At 63.2% G+C, this 15,773-nt stretch carries 12 protein-coding genes and 2 tRNA genes; all 14 read right to left on the minus strand.

Annotated features, from left to right (window positions below; translation table 11 throughout):
- Positions 1-46 precede the first annotated feature (46 nt).
- On the minus strand, positions 47-553 hold the full coding sequence (gene coaD / locus PH256_RS13465; protein ID WP_087184444.1) for a pantetheine-phosphate adenylyltransferase: 507 nt from the start codon (positions 551-553) through the stop codon (positions 47-49).
- Positions 554-679: 126 nt separating this feature from the next.
- Entirely contained in the window at positions 680-1,963 is a 1,284-nt protein-coding gene (locus PH256_RS13470; RefSeq protein WP_270914582.1) for a diaminopimelate decarboxylase, read from the minus strand.
- A gap of 161 nt (positions 1,964-2,124) precedes the next feature.
- A tRNA-Thr gene (locus PH256_RS13475) sits at positions 2,125-2,200 on the minus strand.
- A gap of 4 nt (positions 2,201-2,204) precedes the next feature.
- A tRNA-Asp gene (locus PH256_RS13480) sits at positions 2,205-2,281 on the minus strand.
- Positions 2,282-2,450: 169 nt separating this feature from the next.
- Positions 2,451-4,370 (minus strand): DUF4910 domain-containing protein, encoded by a 1,920-nt coding sequence (locus PH256_RS13485; RefSeq protein ID WP_270914583.1) that lies wholly within the window; start codon positions 4,368-4,370, stop codon positions 2,451-2,453.
- A gap of 146 nt (positions 4,371-4,516) precedes the next feature.
- Positions 4,517-5,533: a glycosyltransferase family 2 protein gene (locus tag PH256_RS13490; RefSeq protein WP_270914584.1), complete on the minus strand. Its 1,017-nt coding sequence runs from the start codon at positions 5,531-5,533 to the stop codon at positions 4,517-4,519.
- Between the two features lie 261 nt (positions 5,534-5,794).
- Entirely contained in the window at positions 5,795-8,377 is a 2,583-nt protein-coding gene (locus PH256_RS13495; RefSeq protein ID WP_270914585.1) for an FAD-dependent oxidoreductase, read from the minus strand.
- Positions 8,378-8,413: 36 nt separating this feature from the next.
- The gene (locus PH256_RS13500) at positions 8,414-8,821 is read right to left on the minus strand and encodes a NifB/NifX family molybdenum-iron cluster-binding protein (RefSeq protein WP_270914586.1); all 408 of its coding nucleotides are present in this window, start codon (positions 8,819-8,821) and stop codon (positions 8,414-8,416) included.
- Between the two features lie 153 nt (positions 8,822-8,974).
- A complete protein-coding gene (locus tag PH256_RS13505) occupies positions 8,975-9,733 on the minus strand; it encodes an ABC transporter ATP-binding protein (protein WP_270914587.1) in 759 nt (252 codons plus the stop codon).
- Positions 9,726-10,733, minus strand: coding sequence for a FecCD family ABC transporter permease (locus PH256_RS13510; protein ID WP_270914588.1), 1,008 nt, complete (start codon positions 10,731-10,733; stop codon positions 9,726-9,728). The genes PH256_RS13505 and PH256_RS13510 overlap by 8 nt, the downstream gene beginning before the upstream one ends.
- Positions 10,714-11,736 carry an ABC transporter substrate-binding protein gene (locus PH256_RS13515; RefSeq protein WP_270914589.1) on the minus strand — a complete coding sequence of 341 codons (1,023 nt, stop codon included), beginning with the start codon at positions 11,734-11,736 and terminating at the stop codon, positions 10,714-10,716. Before PH256_RS13515 ends, PH256_RS13510 begins: the two co-directional genes overlap by 20 nt.
- Positions 11,737-11,767: 31 nt before the next feature.
- Positions 11,768-14,137, minus strand: coding sequence for a homocysteine S-methyltransferase family protein (locus PH256_RS13520; protein WP_270914590.1), 2,370 nt, complete (start codon positions 14,135-14,137; stop codon positions 11,768-11,770).
- On the minus strand, positions 14,127-14,786 hold the full coding sequence (locus tag PH256_RS13525) for a hypothetical protein (RefSeq protein ID WP_087184453.1): 660 nt from the start codon (positions 14,784-14,786) through the stop codon (positions 14,127-14,129). The genes PH256_RS13520 and PH256_RS13525 overlap by 11 nt, the downstream gene beginning before the upstream one ends.
- Positions 14,783-15,661, minus strand: a complete 879-nt coding sequence (locus PH256_RS13530) for a methylenetetrahydrofolate reductase (protein ID WP_270914591.1) — start codon at positions 15,659-15,661, stop codon at positions 14,783-14,785. The genes PH256_RS13525 and PH256_RS13530 overlap by 4 nt, the downstream gene beginning before the upstream one ends.
- Positions 15,662-15,773: the final 112 nt, after the last annotated feature.

The following is a 15,773-nucleotide window of genomic DNA, read 5'->3' on the forward strand; positions in this document are numbered from 1 at the left end:
AAACAGCAGCCCCCTGCCGTGCAGGGGGCTGCTGTTTTGTGTTTCTTTACTTGCTCTCTTCGGTCTTGGGTCCGAGACGGCGGCGGATGTCGTCGATGATCTCGGGGCAAACGAACTCGGAGATATCGCCGCCCATGGTGGCCACCTCCCGCACGATGGAGGAGGAAAGATACATGTACTTGATATCGGTGGTCATGAACATGGTCTCCAGGGTGGGGCAGAGCTTTTTATTGGTGAGCGCCATCTGGAACTCGTATTCAAAATCGCTCACCGCCCGCAGGCCCTTGATGAGGGTGCAGGCACCCACGTGGGAGGCGTAATCTGCCAGCAGACCGCCGAAGAAGTCCACCCGCACATTGGGCATATCCTTGGTGACGCGGCGGGCCAGCTTCACCCGCTCGGCGGGGGTGAAGGCGGTGTTGCTCTTGGAGTAATTCACCAGGATCAGCACGATCACCTCGTCAAACAGGCTCGAGGCCCGGCGGATGATGTCCAAGTGGCCCTTGGTGATGGGGTCAAAGCTGCCGGGGCAGATGGCGATGCGTTTTTCCATAAAGCGTTTTCCTTTCCGCTGGGGCCGCTGGGCCCGCTGTTGGCTGTTTTCCCGCCGCAGTGCACGGCGGGCGCCATTAAGTATACCCCCCAAAAAGCAGCCTTGTCAATTGCATTTTGCCGACTGTCAGTCCTGCTCGCACAGCTCGCAGAGCTTCTGGTAGAAGGGGGTGTTGTCCAGTGTGGCGAAGTAATCCATGGGGGTTTCGGCCCGGCGGATTACCTCATGGCTGCCGTCCTCGTGCAGCAGCACCTCGGCGCTGCGCAGCTTGCCATTGTAGTTGTAGCCCATGGAGAAGCCGTGGGCGCCGGTGTCATGAATGACCAGCACGTCGCCGATGCCGGTCTCGGGCAGAGCCCGGTTGATGGCGAACTTGTCATTGTTCTCGCACAGACCGCCGGTCACATCGTACACATGGTCGCAGGGCTCGTTTTCCTTGCCCAGCACGGTGATGTGATGGTACGCGCCGTACATGGCCGGGCGCATCAGGTTGGCGGCGCAGGCATCCAGGCCCAGGTAATCCTTCTGGATGTGCTTTTCGTGGAGCACAGTGGCCACCAGATGGCCGTAGGGGGCCAGCATGAACCGGCCCAGCTCGGTGAAGATGGACACATCGCCCATGCCTGCGGGCACCAGAATCTCCTCGAACTTTTTGCGCACGCCCTCACCGATGGCGGCAATGTCGCTGGCGGGCTCCTCGGGGCGGTAGTCCACGCCCACGCCGCCGGACAGGTTGATGAACTTGATCTTCGCGCCGGTGGCCTTGTTCAGCCGCACCGCCAGCCGGAACAGAATCTCGGCCAGGGCCGGATAATAGTCGTTGCTGGTGGTGTTGCTGGCCAGGAAGGCATGGATGCCGAACTGCTTTGCGCCCTTCTTCATCAGCTTTTCAAAGGCGGAGGCCATCTGCTCCTCGGTCATGCCGTACTTGGCCTCGCCGGGGTTGTCCATGATGTCGTTGCCCATGCTGAACACGCCGCCCGGATTGTAGCGGCAGAACACGGTCTCCGGCACGCCGGCCACCCGCTCCAGAAATTCCACATGGGTGTAGTCGTCCAGGTTGATGTAAGCGCCCATCTGGCTGGCCTTTTTCATATCCTGGGCGGGGGTCACATTGGAAGAGAACATCACGTCCTGGCCGGTAAAGCCGCAGGCCTCGCTGAGCAGCAGCTCGGTATAGGTGGAGCAGTCCACCCCGCAGCCCTCCTCCTGCAGGATTTTCAGCAGCGCCGGGGTGGGCGTGGCCTTCACCGCGAAGTATTCCTTGTAGCCCTCGTTCCAGGCAAAGGCCTCGTTCAGGCGGCGGGCATTTTCCCGAATGCCCTTTTCGTCGTAGATATGAAAAGGCGTGGGCACGTCCTCGATGATCCTCTGGGCCTGCTCCAGGCTGACGAACGGATGCTTTTGCATGGTGATCTTGTCTCCCTTTCCCGCGGGGCTTGATTCGCCCGGTTTGCTTGCGCAGCGTTTATTTTAGCACAGTATAACACAAAAGGGACCCACTGCGCAACGACATGTTTTGCAGGCAGCAAAAAAGCCCTTCAAACGAACTGTTTGAAGGGCTTTGACCATGGAGCTGCTAAGCAGATTTGAACTGCTGACCTCATCCTTACCAAGGATGCGCTCTACCGACTGAGCTATAGCAGCAAGATGGCGACCCGGATGGGGCTCGAACCCACGACCTCTAGCGTGACAGGCTAGCGTTCTAACCAGCTGAACTACCGGGCCATCTTTTGCGTTGCCTTGTGGCGACTCTTAGTATTATACAGACAGTTTCCCGAATTGTCAACCACTTTTTTAAAAAATTTCAAACTTTTTTTACGCCGATTTTTTGCCCCCAAAAACCGGCGGCGGGCGGGGTGTTTGAGCCCCTCGCCCGCCGCACGGAGCAGAGCGTTTACCGCACGGTTTCCAGCAAACCGCACCCGGCCAGCAACCTCTGGTACTCCAGCAACATGGCCTTGTTTCCGCCGCCCAGCTCGGCGATCACCTGGTCCGCCACCCGGCCGCAGCTGCGCACCCCGTCAATATAATAGACGCACAGCGCCTCCTGCATCTCCTTATCCGGCTCGGCCTCATGGCGGCGGTTATACTCCCGCACCAGGGCCAGCTTGTCCGGCTCGTCCAGCATCCGCTTTTCCAGCGACTCCAGCGGGTCGCCGAAGAGGCGGCGGTACACCGGCCCCTCCTCGGCCCACTGCACCCTGCCGGGCAGCAGAGCGTTCAGCCTTGCCAGCGGCTTTGCCGGGTCCAGCCCCGCCTGCTCGCACAGCCGCCGGGCGGCTTCGGTGTAGAACTCCTTCAATGCGCCCAGCTGGGCTGCCAGCTCCCTGGGGTCACTGTGCGCCAGCATGGCCCGCCGGGTGATGGCCTCCATCCGGGCCATGAGCCGGGTGCACTGATGGTTCAGAATCAGCCGGGCATCCCGCTTATGCAGGTCGCACAGAGTATACACGTACACCGCAGCCAGCAGGGTGGAGAATTTCAGCACGTTCATATCCAGCCGCTCGATGGTGTCGGCGCTGGTGTGGTAGTATTTGTCCGGCCACTGGCCCAGCATAATGCTGGGGATGCCCACCTGCGGGTCGCTGAGAATGAAGTGGTCACTGCCCAGGCCGAAGGGCACCGCATCGGTGCGCACATTCTGCAGCAGCAGGTCCTCCCGGCTGTTCACCTCCTGCTTGAGCTCCTGCAGCAGCAGCGTGGCCAGATCCCCCTCAAAGCTTGGCATGGCGAAGGGCAGGCCTGTCACGGTGATGGGGCCGGTGGTGTCCTCCTGTTTGGCGCCGATCATGTCCAGATTGATGCCCGCGGTATAAAGGGTTTTGTCCCGCCCGTCGTTCAGATAATTGTAGGTGCCGGTGAACTCGGGCACCAGAATCATCCGGATGGTTTTCTTCAGCGGCGGCAGCTGGCCCGCCTCCACCGCTGCGTGGATGGCTGCCATCAGGGTCATGGCTCCGGCCACACCGGAGGCGTTGTCGTTGGCACTGGCGCAGGGGTGGCACAGATGGGCGCAGACCAGCACGCTCTCCTCGCTCTCGCCGGGCAGCACCGCCTCCACCACCTCGCTGGTACCGTTTTCCAGCGTGGCCTCCACATAGGCGTTCAGTGCAAGATAGGGGCTTTCGCACTCCCCTTTTTCAAAGGCCTGCCGCCGCTGGCGGCACAGCTTCTGCAGCCGCAGCGAGGTGCGGGGCGATACCACAAACCCGAAGGCCTGCCGCTCACCGGGGGTATGTTCCCACCAGAAGGAGGTGTAGTTCAGCGCATCCAGCAGCTCCTCCGGGATGCGCACGTGGGGCGTTTCGTTCAGATAATCCGAAACAATGCCCAGCACGCCCCGCTTCTGGATGGCCCAGCTGAACTTGTTGATGTGCTGGTGGGTAAACAGCACCTTGCCCTCCAGGTCCCAGCCCTCGTAGGCTTCTTCCTCGCAGCCCTCGGTCATCTCCACCAGGTCCAGCGTTTGCTCCCGCCAGTCGCAGGCGCAGCTTTTCTGGATCAGCGAGATGGGCTCCACCGAATAGTCCGCCAGCACAAAGCCCTCCGGCCCGGCCAGGCGGCACCAGCCCGCGGCGCAGTTCCATTCCTGGAACAGCCGGTAGCTGCCCGCATAGCCCCCCGCCGGAGCGGGATAATGGAGCACCCTGGCCTGCACGCCCCGGCTGTTCAGCCAGTCGCAGCACCAGTTGGCCGCAGCCCGGAAGCCGCCGCTGGCCTGGATGCGGTGGAAGCTGCTCACCTCTTTCACAATCTGATACAGCCCCCGGGTCTGTATCCGCTCCTTCATTACATTAATCGTCTGTTGCATCATCTGCCGCGCACCCCGTTTCGTTTTTTGTTCCATTATACCACCCTGCCGGGACAATTTCATCCGCTATCGCAAAAAAGTGTTTTGTGCAAAAGCAAAGCCCCCGAAGCGGTACCTCGGAGGCTTTGGAAAGAGCGTTGAAAAACGGCTCAGTTGAAGCCGAAGATCTTCTGGCTGATCTTGTAGGCGGTCACCGCGAAGGCGCGGCCCACACGGCTGTTCCAGTTCATGGCCTGGCCCATGATACCCCGGCGCAGCCGGTAGTAGGCCCAGGGGTCGTTGGCCTTGATGTGGTCCCACAGCTCCTGCTTCTTGGCCAGGTTTTCGGCGGTGCCGCTGCGGATCAGCAGAATGGAGGACACCACGGTGATGATCTCCAGATAATTGTACAGGTACTGGCGCAGGCGGGCATTTTTGATGCCCTGCAGCCGCACCTGCTGCAGCATCAGCTTGTTCACCTTGATCTGCTGGTCGATGCGCTTGATCATCACGCTCTCGTTCACCGACTGATCGTCACGGCCGATGAAGTAGTGGTAGAAGTCCACATTGATGTAGTAGATACTCTTCACGCACTGCATGGGCACATACACAAACAGGTTATCCACATAGAAGGTGTGGCGGGGCAGATCCAGGCCGCTGTCGATCAGCAGCTGAGTGCGGTAGATCACCGAGTGCATCAGGATGTACTGACCCTTGTGGAAGCGGCCCACCTGATCCCAGCCGATCACCTGCTCTTCGGGCAGGGCATTGCCGTAGCTCATCACCTTTTTGTGGCGGGCGCCCACCTTGTCGTACACAAAGTTGCTCACCACCAGGTCCACCTCCTGCTCCGACTGCACGAAGCCGCGCAGGGCGCACAGGATCTTGGCATAGGCCTCTTCATCCACCCAGTCGTCGCTGTCCACAACCTTGAAGTAACGGCCCTTCGCATTCTTCAGCCCGGCCATTACCGCCGCGCCGTGGCCGCCGTTCTCCTGGTGCACCGCACGCACGATGCCGGGATACAGCCGTTCGTATTCGTCGGCAATGACTGCGGTATTGTCCTTGGAGCCGTCGTTTACAATCAGGATCTCCACCTCATTGCCGCCGGTGAGCAGAGTATCCACGCAATGGCGCATGTAGTCCTGCGAGTTGAAGCAGGGCACTGCGATTGATAACAGTTTCATGATTCACACACCTTTATATTGATTTGCCACCCGCCACCCAAACGGGAGGAATCGGGCCGGTCCGCAAGTTACTTTGGGCCAGTAAATTGACACAATGTTACTCGTATATCATCGCGCGAACAATGTTCAAAGTCAAGTTAATCCCACAAATTTATGCGACTTTTCTCCATTTTTTTCAACTTTTACACCAAAACGGCGCATCCCGGCAAAGGGATGCGCCGTTTTTCAATCCATTTTCAGAAGGAAAGCTCCCCTGCCCGGTCAGCAGGTGGCGCCGCCCTTCATGTGCTTCTGGGCGGCCAGATTCTCCTGCTTGCGGGCCAGCAGACCGCTGTCCAGCAGCTGGCGCTGCACCTCCTCGAAGCCGATGCGGGCCACGGTGTCGGCAAAGCGCTCGCCGGTGATGCCCTGCTCACGGAACAGCAGAATGGCCTTTTCGATCACATCCAGCACCTCCTGGCGGTCGGTGAAGACCTTGTCCAGGTAACGGCCCTGGGCAACCTTCTTGCCCCAGCGGCCGCCGATGTAGATGCGGTAACCGTCAATGTGGTCCTCCACAGCCTTGAAGGGGCACTTGCCCACGCAGCGGCCGCAGTGATTGCAGGCCTCGGGGTCAATGTGGATTTTACCGTTCTCCATCTTTGCCACGTGGATGGGGCAGGTTTCCTCGATCTGGCAGACCTTGCAGCCGCGGCACTTGTCCAGCTGAATCTGGGGAATGCGCTGGCCGATCACGCCCAGGTCGTTCAGGTCCGGCTTGACGCAGTTGTTGGGGCAGCCGCCCACGGCGATCTTGAACTTGTGGGGCAGCTTGACCTCGTGGTAGCCCTTATAGAACCGCTCGTGAATCTCCTGAGAGAGATCGAAGGTGTCGATCAGGCCGTACTGGCAGGTGGTGCCCTTGCAGGAAACCACCGGGCGCACCTTGCTGCCGGTGCCGCCCATTTCCAGGCCGGCGTTCAGCAGGTACTCCCGCAGCGGCTCGATGTTGGCAAAGGGCACACCCTGAATCTCCAGGGTCAGACGGCTGGTCATGGTCACCTCGCCGCTGCCGAACTTCTCGGCGGCCTGCGCCACTGCCATCTGCTCGGCAGCGGTGAGCTTGCCGTTGCGGGTGATCACGCGGCCGTTGAACTTATCCGGGGTTCGCTTGTCCCACAAGAAGCCCAGAGCCTTCACCCGGGTGACCTCAGCGGGAGACACCTTCGCGCCCACAGACTCCACCCGCACGTCGTTGAAGAAGGTAGCGCCCTCCAGCACCAGGGTGTTGGTGTAGCCGTAGCTGCGCAGCCGGTTCTGCATGAAGTAGGCCCGCTTGCCCTTGCTGCACACGATCAGCAGCTTGTCGTCCTTGTCCAGACCTTCCACCGGACCGTTCAGGGTCTCCAGCTGCACAAAGGTGGCGCCGTGAACCGCGGGAGCCGGGGCGGCGTCCACCACCCGGTAGCCCTTGGCCGCGCCCGCCTGATACTCGGCGGGGGTGATGCTGGCGATCTTGCCCTCCAGCTTGTTCTCCAGCAGATACACCGCCTGCACAAAGGGATGGATGGCGGTGGAGAAGGGCGGCGCATAGGCCAGGTCCAGATTGTCGAAGTCCTCCAGGGCTGCGCCCATGGAGATGCCGGTCACCGCGATATCCACCATCTTGTCCACCGCGCCGGGGCCCAGCACCTGGATACCCAGCAGCTTGTGGGTGGCCTTGTCGGCGATGAGCTTGGTGGCAAACCAGGCGGAATCCGGGTAGTAGTGAGCCTTGTCGTCGCTGACCATCAGGGCGGTGACCACGTCATAGCCCGCCTGACGGGCGGCGGCCTCGGTCAGGCCGGTGCGGCCGCAGTTCAGGCCGGGCAGCTTGACCACGCCGGTGCCCAGCACGCCGGGATAACGCTTGTTCTCGCCGGTCAGGGCCAGAGCCAGGGTGCGGCCCTCCATGTTGGCGGAGGAGCCCATGGGCGACCACTGGGCCGCGCCGGTGAGCCGGTTGGTCACCAGGGCGCAATCGCCCGCGGCGTACACATCCGGCAGGTTGGTGCGCAGCTGGCCGTCCACCGGGATGGTGCCCTTGACCATCTCCAGGCCGCTGCCCTCCAGGAAGGCAGTGTTGGGGCGGATGCCCGCGCTCACCACCACCACGTCGGCAGGCAGGGTGCCCGCCTCGGTCTTGACGGCGGTGACCCGGCCGTCGCCCAGAATGGCCTGGGCCGCGGTGCCGGTCATCACCCGGATACCGGCTGCCTGCAGCTTCTTACGGGCAAAGCCGGCCATTTCCTCGTCCAGCACGCCGGGCATGATCTGGCCCGCCACGTCCAGCACGGTTACATTCAGGCCCTGGGCCAGCAGGTTCTCCGCTGCCTCCAGGCCGATGAAGCCGCCGCCGATGACCACCGCGTTCTTGGCGGCGTTCTGCTCCAGATAGCCGCGCAGGGCGATGGCGTCGTCCGGGGTGCGCAGCTTGAACACGCCCTGCTGGGCTGCGCCCTCAATGGGCGGAATCACGCTGGACGCACCGGTGGCGATGATCAGAGAATCGTATTCGTAGGTTTCGGTCTCGCCGCTGGTCAGGTTCTTGGCGGTCACGGTCTTGGCGGCCGCGTTCAGGCCCACGGCCTCCCGGCCGGTGAGCACCTTGGCCCCGGTGAGGGCGGTGTATTTCTGGGGAGTATTCACGATCAGCTCGTCGCGAGTTTCGATCAGGCCGCCCACATAATAGGGCAGACCGCAGCCCGCATAGGAGATGTCCCGGTCCTTGACCAGAATGGTCACATCCGCGGACTGGTCCTGCCGCTTGATCTTGGCGGCAGCCTTGGTACCGGCGGCAACGCCGCCCAGAATCAATACCTTCATTGTTCTTCCTCCTTGTTTCTCAAGCCGTTCGTATGCTCAGCTGTGGCAATGGCCGCCGCAGCTGTGGGAAGCGCCGTGGCTGCCGCAGTCGTGGCCTTCGCCCTCCTCATGATGATGGTTGCAGGTCACATCGCCGTTCTGGGGCAGAGCGCCCTGCAGCAGCTGTTCCACCGCCGCGTCGGTGCTGCCCGCCGCGCCCGCGTACACCGCGATGCCCGCCTGGGCCAGCGCCTGGCGCGCGCCGCCGCCGATGCCGCCGCAGATCAGCACCTGCACGCCCTGGGCCTGCAGAAAGCCCGCCAGAGCGCCGTGGCCCTGGCTGTTGGTGCTCACCACCTGGCTGCCGGTAATCTGCTTGCCCTCGGCCTCATACAGCTTGAACTGCTCAGTGTGGCCAAAGTGCTGGAATACATTGCCGTTTTCATAAGTAACCGCGATCTTCATTCTTCTTCAACCTCTTTTACGCAAAGAAACGGCCGCCCGCGGGCAGCCAAAAGCCCCGGTCCGACCGCGCTTTGATAATTTTATATTTCTATATTACGCCTTTCGGGGCAGCTTTTGCAATTGACAAAGTCACAAAAGCTGCCCCGAATCGCTTTATTTGTGCGCAGGCGTAAAATAATATTCCCCCGCTTCATCCCGGTGGCCGCGCACGCCGAACACCCGGTCGATGCGGCCGGAGCGGAACATCTGCTCCGGCGTTTCAAAGGCCACCAGCTGCCCGGCTTCCATCAGCGCGATGTGATGGCTCACCCGCAGCGCCTGGGCCAGGTCGTGCAGCACCATTACAATGGTCTTTCCCTGCTCGTTCAGCCGCTGGAGAAGGCTCAGAATCTCGAACTGGACGCCCAGGTCCAGATAGGTGGTGGGCTCGTCCAGCAGGATGATCTGGGTATCCTGCGCCAGAGCCATGGCGATGTAGGCCCGCTGGCGCTCGCCGCCGGAAAGCTCCCGCAGGTCCCGCCCGCGCCATTGCTCCACTCCGGCGGCCTGCATGGCTCCGGCCACCTTCTGCCGGTCCTCCGGGCGCATGCGGCGGGAAAGGCCCAGATAGGGAAACCGCCCGTGGGCCACCAGGCTTTCCACCGTGATGGCAGGCACGTCCCGCACCTGGGGCATCAGGGAGGCAAACCGGGCAAACTCCCGGCGGTCGTAATCCTCCGCCGGGCGGCCCGCCGCCAGTACCTGACCAGTGGAAGGAGTCAGCTGCCGGGCCGCCACCCGCAGCAGGGTGGTCTTGCCGCAGCCGTTGGGGCCGATCAGGGTGGTGATGCGCCCTGCGGGAATGGTGAGCGATACATCCCGCAGGACCACGCCGCCCTGATACCCGGCGGTGATGTGCTTCAATTCAATCATAGACCCGGCTCCTTTTCTGACGCAGCAGCAAAAACAGGAAAAACGGCCCGCCCAGGAAGGACATGAGGATGCCCACCGGCAGCTCGAAGGGGGCAAACAGCACCCGGCCCAGGCTGTCGCACGCCAGCACAAAGGCCATTCCCAGCAGCGCCGAGGCGGGCAGCAGAAACCGGTTTTCGCCGCCCACCAGCCGCCGGGCCGCATGGGGCACCAGCAGGCCCACGAAGCCCAGCAGGCCCGCAAAGCTCACCGCCGCGCCTGCCAGCAGGCTGGAGGCCAGAATACACAGAAAGCGCACCAGGCCCACCCGCATGCCCAGCGAGGAGGCAGTCTCCTCCCCCAGCTGCAAAAGGTCCAAGTCCGCCGCCAGAAACAGTGCCAGCACAAAGCCCACGCCGATGTAGGCCGCCGCGGGCCACAGAGAGCTGAGGGCCACGCCGGAAAAGCTGCCGGTCATAAAGCCGGTGGCTCCCACCACCTGGTCCGGATAGAGCAGGGTGATGGTGTCGATTCCGGCGGAGAGGATGCCGCTCACCGCGATGCCCGCCAGCACCAGCGTCACCCGGGAAAGCCCCGCCTTTGCCGCCAGGCCGTAGATGAACAGGGTGGTGAGCAGCGCCCCCAGAAAGGCGGCCGCCGCCATGATTCCCGGCGCGCCGGGCAATAAAGTGGCCGCCGCGATGGCGAAAAAGCCTGCACCGGAGTTCACGCCGATCACGTTGGGGCTGGCCATGGCGTTGTTCAGCACCCCTTGAATGAGGGCACCCGCCACCGCCAGCGCAAGACCCGCCAGCATGCAGGCCAAAGTACGGGGCAGGCGCACATACACAAAGATGCGCCAGGTGGTGGAGCCGGTGTCGCCGGTGCGCAGCACCTGCCACAGCTGGCCCAGCGAAAGGGCCTGGCTGCCGCTGCACAGGCTGATGGCCGCAGCAACGACCGCAGCCACCGCCAGCACGGCCAGCACCGTCAGCTTGCCTTTAGCCGATCTGGCCGGCAAACTCCGGGTAAAGGATCTTGGCAAGATATTCATAGCTCTCCCCCCAGCGTGCATTGGGCTTGTAGTGGAACAGGTCCTTGGGCAGGGTCAGGCAGCGGTCGTTCTGCACCGCGGTCAGCTGCTGCCAGGCCGGATTGTTCTCCACATTCTGGGCCATGTAGTCCATGGCCTGCTGTTCCGAGCCCATGGTGGTGATGAAGATGTAGTCCGGGTCCTCGGCGATGATCTCCTCCAGGTTGATGTCCTCCAGAAGCGACTCATGCCGGGCAACCATGTTGTCCGCACCCAGGTCCTCCAGCATATAGCCCACCATGTTATCGGCGCCCTTGGCCTTCACACCGGTGGAGTAGGCCCGCAGCAGCAATACCGTGGGACTTTCCTCGTCCTTTACCAGCTCACGGATCTGATCGATCTGTTCTTTGACTGCCAGTCCGTTCTGCTCGTACAGGTCCTGACGGCCGGTGAACTGACACAGCTGGGCCAGCATATCCAGGTATTCCTCAAAGGAATCCACCCGGTAGTAGGCATGGGTGATGCCCGCCTGGGTGAGCGCCTGGTCCATGTCCACCTGGCTGGAGGTGTCCGCGTTCATAATCACGAAGTCCGGGTCGGCGGCGATGATCTCCTCCAGATTGGGCTCCTTCACAGTGCCAATGATGGCCACCTCCTCGCCCAGGTCCATGCCCCGTTCCTCAATGGCATCCTGGGTGGCGCCCACCAGGGTACCGCCCGCCAGGGTCCAGGTCTCGGCGTAGCTGCCGTAGGTGGCCACCACCCGTTCGGTACTCTCCACCGTGACCGTGTTGCCCACCGCATCGGTGAAGGTGTAAGCCCCGTCGCTCTGGCTGGTGCTGCCCGGCTGAGCCTGCTGGGAGGCCGCACTGGCCGCCGCGCTGCTGGCCGTACTGCTGCCGCTGCTCTGGGCCGTGCCGCAGCCCGCAAGCAGGGCGGCGGAAAGAGCCGCAGCCAGCACAGCCGCGCCGATCTGTTTGCCTGTTTTCATGTTTGATTCTCCTTTGTGCGTGGCAATAAGCTTAGTCAAAAATCTGCCGGGCCACGTCCGCCGAGCATTTGGCATCCTTCACGTAGTAATCCGCACCGATCATTTTAGCGTAGTCCGGCGTGAGCACCGCGCCGCCCACCATGATCTTGCAGTCCACTCCGGCCGCGCGCAGCGCCTCGATGGTCTGCTGCATGGCGGGCAGGGTGGTGGTCATCAGGGCGCTCAGGCCCACCAGCTTTGCGCCGTGGCGGCTGGCCGCCTCCACCACCGCTTCCGGCGGCACGTCCCGGCCCAGGTCGATCACCCGGTAGCCGTAGTTTTCCAGAATCACCTTTACGATGTTCTTGCCGATATCGTGGATGTCCCCCTTCACAGTGGCCACCACAATGGGGCCCTTCTTTTCGCCGGAAACGCCCTGCTTTTCGATGGCGGTTTTCACCTCGTCAAAAGCAACCTGGGCCGCCGCCGCGCTCTGCAGCAGCTGGGGCAGGAAACAAGTTCCCTTTTCAAAGGCGTCGCCCACCTGGTCCAGCGCCGGGATCAGCACCCCGTTCACCAGCTCCTGGGGATCGGTGGTCTCCAGCGCCAGCCGGGCTGCTTCGCCCGCCTGGGCCTTCAGACCCAGAACCACTGCGTCCTTCAGGTCCACCGGCGCACCGGGCTGGGCCGCAGTCTGCACCGGGGCGGCGGTCTGGCCGCCGTAGGCCGCGATGTACTCCGCCGCGCCCTCGTCCTGCGCGGTGAACACCCGGAAGGAGCGCACCGCCGCCATCATGGAGGGCTCGTTGGGATTCATGATGGGCAGGTCCAGCCCGTGGGCCAGGGCCATGCCCAGGAAGGCCGTATTCAGCTGGGGCCGCACCGGCAGGCCGAAGGACACATTGGAAACGCCCAGCACGGTCTTCAAACCCAGCTCCTCCTTTACGGTGCGCACCGCCCGCAGGGTGTCCCACACGTCCTGCTGCTGGGCGCTGGCGGTCAGGGTCAGGCAGTCGATGTACACATCCTCCTTGGGGATGCCCGCAGCCAGCGCCGCGTCCAGGATGCGGCGGGCCATCTCCACCCGGTCCTCCGCCCTGGCGGGGATGCCGCTATCGTTGAGGGTCAGGCCAACCACCGCCGCGCCGTACTTTTTGCACAGGGGCAGCACCGCCGCCAGCACCGCGGGCTCGGCGTTCACCGAGTTCACGATAGGCTTGCCGTTGTAGACCCGCAGGCCTGCCTCCAGCACCTCGGGGCGGGTGGAGTCCAGCTGCAGGGGCAGCTCAGTCACGCCCTGGATGGCGGTTACCGCCCGGCGCATCATCTCCGCCTCGTCAATCTCGGGCAGGCCCACGTTCACATCCAGAATCTGTGCGCCCGCCTGGGCCTGCTCCACTGCCTGGCCCAGCAGGTAGTCCATGTCACCGGCCCGCAGAGCTTCCTTCATCTTCTTTTTGCCGGTGGGGTTGATGCGCTCGCCGATCACGGTGCCGGGGCGCACCTTCACCGCCTGCATGGCCGAGCAGACCCAGCTTTCCGGCTGGTAGGCCGCCCGTTTGGGGGCACAGCCCGCAAAGCATTCGGCCAGTTCTTTCAGATAGGCCGGGCTGGTGCCGCAGCAGCCGCCCACCGCGGCCACGCCCAGGCGTTTGTACTGGTCCATCTGCTCCCGGAAATCCGCCGGGTGCAGGTCGTACAGGCCGGTGGCCGGGTCGGGCAGGCCCGCGTTGGGCTTTGCAAACACCGGCAGACGGCAGGCGGCGCAGAGCCGCTCCACCAGAGGCATGATCTCGGCGGGGCCCAGCGAGCAGTTGATGCCCACCGCGTCCGCGCCCAGGCCCTGGGCGGTCACCGCGAAGCTTTCCACCTGGCAGCCGGTGAAAGTACGGCCGGTGGACTCAAAGGTCATGGAGGCCATCACCGGCAGCTCGCAGGTTTCCTTGGCGGCCAGAATGCCCGCCTTCACCTCCAGCAGGTCGGTCATGGTCTCGAAGTACACCGCGTCCGCACCGGCGGCAGCGCCCGCCGCCACCACCTCCTTGAACAGGTCACAGGCCTGCTCGAAGGGCAGGGTGCCCATGGGCTGGAGCATCTCGCCCAGAGGGCCGATGTCCAGCAGGATTTTCGCATCGGTGCCCTCGGCGGCCTTTTTCGCGCACTGCACCGCAGCAGTGACCACTTGGGCCACCGTGTAGCCGCAGCCCGCCAGCTTTTTGCCGTTGGCTCCGAAGGTGTTGGTGCTGATGAAGTTGGAGCCCGCTTCCAGATAGGCCTTGTGGATGCCGGTCACCACCTCCGGATGGGTCACGCTCCACACATCCGGGATCTCGCCGGGAGCCAGACCCGCCTGCTGCAGCATGGTTCCCATGGCCCCGTCCAGAATCCAGACGCGGCTCTCGTCAAACAATTTATTGGGCACAGGGTTTGCCCTCCTTTCGTTTTGTGCAGGTATCCCGCAATGCGCAGGTGGCGCAGCCCGCCAGCTTTCCCTTCACCGGGTGGTCCGCCGCGCCGCACAGGGCGGTGATGCTTTTGCCCGGGGTGAGCACACAGCTGGCGGTGGAGCAGATCCCCGCCTGACGGCCCGCGTCCAGCCACTGCACAAAAGCAGGCTGCACCGTGATGGGCCAGTCGCCGTAGCCGGGGGAAAACCGGCCGGTCAGGTAGCGTCCCTCAGACTCCAGCAGCGCCCGCTGTTCATTTTCCAGATCGTTTGCCAGCTGCTCCACCAGGGTACTTGCGGCGGCATCTAAAACCACGCCGTAGGCCATATCGGTGGCCATGGCCCGGCGCAGGGCGCTGTCCACCCCGGCGCCCAGGGTCACCGCCAGCAGAAGGCCCTCGTCGCAGCCCTTCAGATGGGCGGCAATGTCCCGCCCGGCCAGCAGGGGGGCCAGCTTGTCCGCGCTCACCCGGCGCACAGCAGCCCGGGGCGCGGCGGTGCGCCACAGCTCGGCAACGGCTTTGTCCAACAGAGCATCCACCGCCGGGGGAACCTCTTTGCCCGCGCCGCCCAGGTACCGCAGCGCTTCGGCCCGGTCCAGCGCCGGGGGCAGCGGCCGGATCACGCCTTTGCCTCCGGCAGCAGGTCCCGGATGCCCTCATACACCCGGCGTGCCACCTCGGGGTTGTTCATGGCGTACAGGTGCACGCCGTCCGCGCCGCCCTCGATCAGGTCCCGCAGCTGCTCGATGGCATAGTCGATACCCGCGTCGAACAGGGCGGCCTCGTCGCCGTCGTACCGGCTGATCATCTTGGTGAACCGGGGCGGCAGGCTGGCACTGCTCAGGGCCACGGTGCGCTGCACCTGCCGGGCGGACACAATGGGCATGACGCCCGCCTGCACCGGGGCCTGGATGCCCGCCTTGCGCACCAGATTCATAAAGCGATAGTAGCGGGCGTTGTCAAAGAACAGCTGGGTGACCAGATGCTCCACCCCTGCGTCCAGTTTATATTTCAGGTTCTCCACGTCCTGGCGCAGGTTCTCACTTTCCACATGGCCCTCCGGGTAGCAGGCACCCGCCAGGTAGAAATCGCCCTTGCTCTTTACAAAGGTGGCCAGGTCGCTGGCATGGAAAAAGTCCTTGCTGCGGGGAGCGTCGGGGCAGATGTCGCCCCGCAGGGTGAGCACGTTCTCAACGCCTGCATCCTGCAGTGCCTGCACGGTTTCGGCCACCTGCTCGCAGGTGGAGTTAATGCCGGTCAGATGGGCCAGCGGCTCCACCCCCAGCTCCTGCTTCAGGTGCTTGGCGATCTGCACGGTGGACAGGCCCGCCTTGCCGCCGCCCGCGCCGTAGGTCACGCTGATGTAATCCGGCGAGAAGCCGGCCAGCTTCTCCAGCGTGGGATACAGGCTTTCGGGTGTGGCCCCGTTCTTTTTGGGTGGAAACACCTCGATGGAAAATACACATTCTTTTTGCCGGAACACCTGCGACAGACGCATAGCGCTAGCCCTCCCCTTCTATTTGCTTTGGTTTTGTATTGCATTAGCAGTAACAATTGTTCTATTATAGCATAGATGCCCGGTCGGAAAAAGCGGCCGCAGGATTTTTTCT

It is taken from the genome of Allofournierella sp. CML151 (assembly GCF_027853465.1).
Classification (GTDB): Bacteria; Bacillota; Clostridia; order Oscillospirales; family Ruminococcaceae; genus Allofournierella.